Source organism: Tissierella sp., assembly GCF_052089545.1.
GTDB lineage: Bacteria > Bacillota > Clostridia > Tissierellales > Tissierellaceae > Tissierella_A.
The window spans coordinates 1-2750 of the sequence record NZ_JBQDAA010000184.1; the positions used below are offsets into that span (position 1 = coordinate 1).

At 28.3% G+C, this 2750-nt stretch carries 3 protein-coding genes; all 3 read right to left on the minus strand.

The window, feature by feature from the left end:
* Positions 1 to 871, minus strand: an 871-nt coding sequence (locus ACTHW2_RS10995) for an AAA family ATPase (RefSeq protein ID WP_442263965.1), incomplete at its 3' end; no start/stop codon positions are given.
* Between the two features lie 38 nt (positions 872 to 909).
* A complete protein-coding gene (locus ACTHW2_RS11000; RefSeq protein WP_442263966.1) occupies positions 910 to 1539 on the minus strand; it encodes a hypothetical protein in 630 nt (209 codons plus the stop codon).
* A 659-nt stretch (positions 1540 to 2198) separates the two neighbouring features.
* Positions 2199 to 2750 (minus strand): polyprenyl synthetase family protein (locus tag ACTHW2_RS11005; protein WP_442263967.1); only part of this gene is annotated, 552 nt, incomplete at its 5' end.

Sequence of the window (2750 nt, forward strand, 5' to 3'; positions counted from 1 at the left end):
TTAATTCAATATGAATATCTTTTAGTTCATAATTTACATTTTCTAGTCTATCCAATAACTCTTTTAAATTATTATCATATCTTGTTATATTGTTTAATATAGATAAGTTTTTTCCTAAAGATATTAAAATAGAATTTTCCATATAATCTGAGTCGTTAAGACTCTCTAGTATCCCTTCTATACCCGTTTTAATTATTTTAGCATTATTAAGTTTACTAAATTCATTTTCCATTTTTTCTTCATTTTCATTCTCTAGATTTGAATTTTCTATTTCCTCTATTTGATATTTCAATAAATCTATTTCTCTTTCCCGTTGACTTGAGTCCAAGTTCATTTGTGATAAAAGCTCTTTTTCTTTTATATAGCTTATATATATAGATTTTATTTCAAGCTTTAATTTTCTCAAACTTTCATCCCCAAAGGAATCAATTAATATTTTATGGTTTTTAGTATTTAATAATGATTGATGTTCATGTTGTGCAAATATGTCAACTAATTTAGAGGTAATTTCATTTAAAATAGAAAGAGTCACTGTTCTACCATTTATTCTAGACATACTGGGATGACTTATAGAAATTTCTTTTGATATAATTAAAAGTTTATCTTTTTCAATTTCTATACCATATTTATTTAAAAATGGCTTTAATTCATTTATGTTTTCTATTAAAAATACAGCTTGAAGAAATGCTTTTTCTTCATCAGATCTTATAAGTTCTTTAGTACCTCTTCCACCTAGAATTATGCCTAAAGCTTCAATTATTATAGATTTTCCGGAACCTGTTTCTCCAGTTAAGAGATTTAAGCCTCTAGTAAACTGTATATTTATATCTTTAATTATGGCAAAATTTTTAATGCTCAATTCAACCAGCATTTTATCTCCCCCAAATTAGATTTTAATATATCCTTATATTAAAATTTATCTTTATTCCCATCAACTTTATTTTTATGTTTTTTAGTTCTTTTATTAGGAAAAAATTCTATATTAAATATTTTTTCTATTAAATTTATAAATTTAGCTATATTATACGTAATTTCTTCAAAATGTAACAATGCTACAGCCTTTCCAAAAGCTTTTCCTCCCACTGTTAAAGAGGCAACTATTGCAGTCATGAAAATAGTTATTATAGTTCCATTTTTAATATCATAATTTTTTATAATTCTCAATATCAATGTAGTAGCTATTCCTCCTGAAACTATTCCACTTATATCACCTACCACATCATTACAAAAATTTGATACAGGTCCAGCATTTCTGATTAGCCTTATAGCAACCTTCGCTTTATCATTTTTCTTAGCTGCCATAGAATGAAATGGCTTTTCTTCTGCTTTTGTAACTGCTATACCAAGTGCATCAAATATAATCCCTATAATAATTATTAAAAATAATATAACAAATGATACAATTGTTTGTAAATTATTGATAGAATTTTCAGTGATTATACTAAAAATCACAGCTAAAATAAAAGTACCAATACTTATTGTAAATACCCATTTAATATTATATTTATAAAATAAATTGCTTCTATTTTTATTGTTCATTTATAAATAAAACCTCCATATATGTAAAAAGCTGATAGCAAAGCTATCAGCAAAAAGTGGTAATAAATCAAGTAAATTTTACGGCTTAGGTCCAGCAGGATTTCCCTAATAAAAACTGTATGTCACCATTACAGCGGTTTCCCTTTAATTTTACTACTATTGTGTTGCCATCAATAGAACTGGATTACCACTTAGTCCGCACTTTAATCCTTGAATCATTTTAATTAAAACAGCCTAGGAGATTTCCTCTACAGTCATTCTATTCCTTAGCCTCTTTTGCAAAATAGATTTCAACAACTAGATTTCTACCTACATGGCCACGTAGATAAAAATTGAACTTGTCATCCGCCATACTTCACTCAAGGCAGGCTACTCTGCTCTTGTTTTTGCAGGTTTATCACAATATATAAAATAATAAATATATTGCGTCTCCACGAAGGTAGGGTCTACGCCTGCATGCCATTGCAGATCGCCCCATCCCTCTTACTCCCTGAAATAGCCCATGACTGGGCGTCGCAAGCCAAGACAAGGAACTTCATCGATGTGCCCTTTGACGGATTTTTAGCCCCGCCTTCCAGAATAGATGTGCCGACTAGGATACTGTACCACTTATACTTACAATAAGTATATCATATCTTTAAAAAATTTAAAATACATAATTATTTTTTCCTATTTAAAAGTAAAATAGTTAATTCTCTTAAAAAACTCGTATCTTTATTTTTAATTTTATCAAGTTCTTCTAATGCATTATTTGTAAGTTCCTCTAATTTATTTGAGGCTTTTCCCTTATTATTTAAATTTAGAAATGTAAATTTGTTTATATCTTCTTCTATATCTAAAAAATCATCCTTTATTTGATAAGCTAGTCCTATATTTTTAGAGAACTCATGCATTATTCTTATTTCATTTTTATCTGCTCCTCCTAAAATAGCTCCCGATAATACACTAGCTTTGAAAAGAGCTGCAGTTTTAGCATTATACATAAACTTTAACTTATCTTGATCCATATTATTATTGTTACCAAATAAATCTACTACTTGACCCCCTATCATTCCATTCACACCAGCACAGTTTGAAATGATTTCCATAATTTTAACACGCGCTTTATAGTCATCCAAAGTTTTAGAAGACAATAAAGTTTCTTTTAGCATAGTTTCAAAAGCTAAGTTCAGCAAACCATCTCCACTTAAAACAGCTAAAGCTTCTCCATA

Bases quoted from the DNA above. Each gene is read 5' to 3' on its own strand.
- ACTHW2_RS11000 (WP_442263966.1), bottom strand. From the start codon at position 1,539: ATGAACAATAAAAATAGAAGCAATTTATTTTATAAATATAATATTAAA.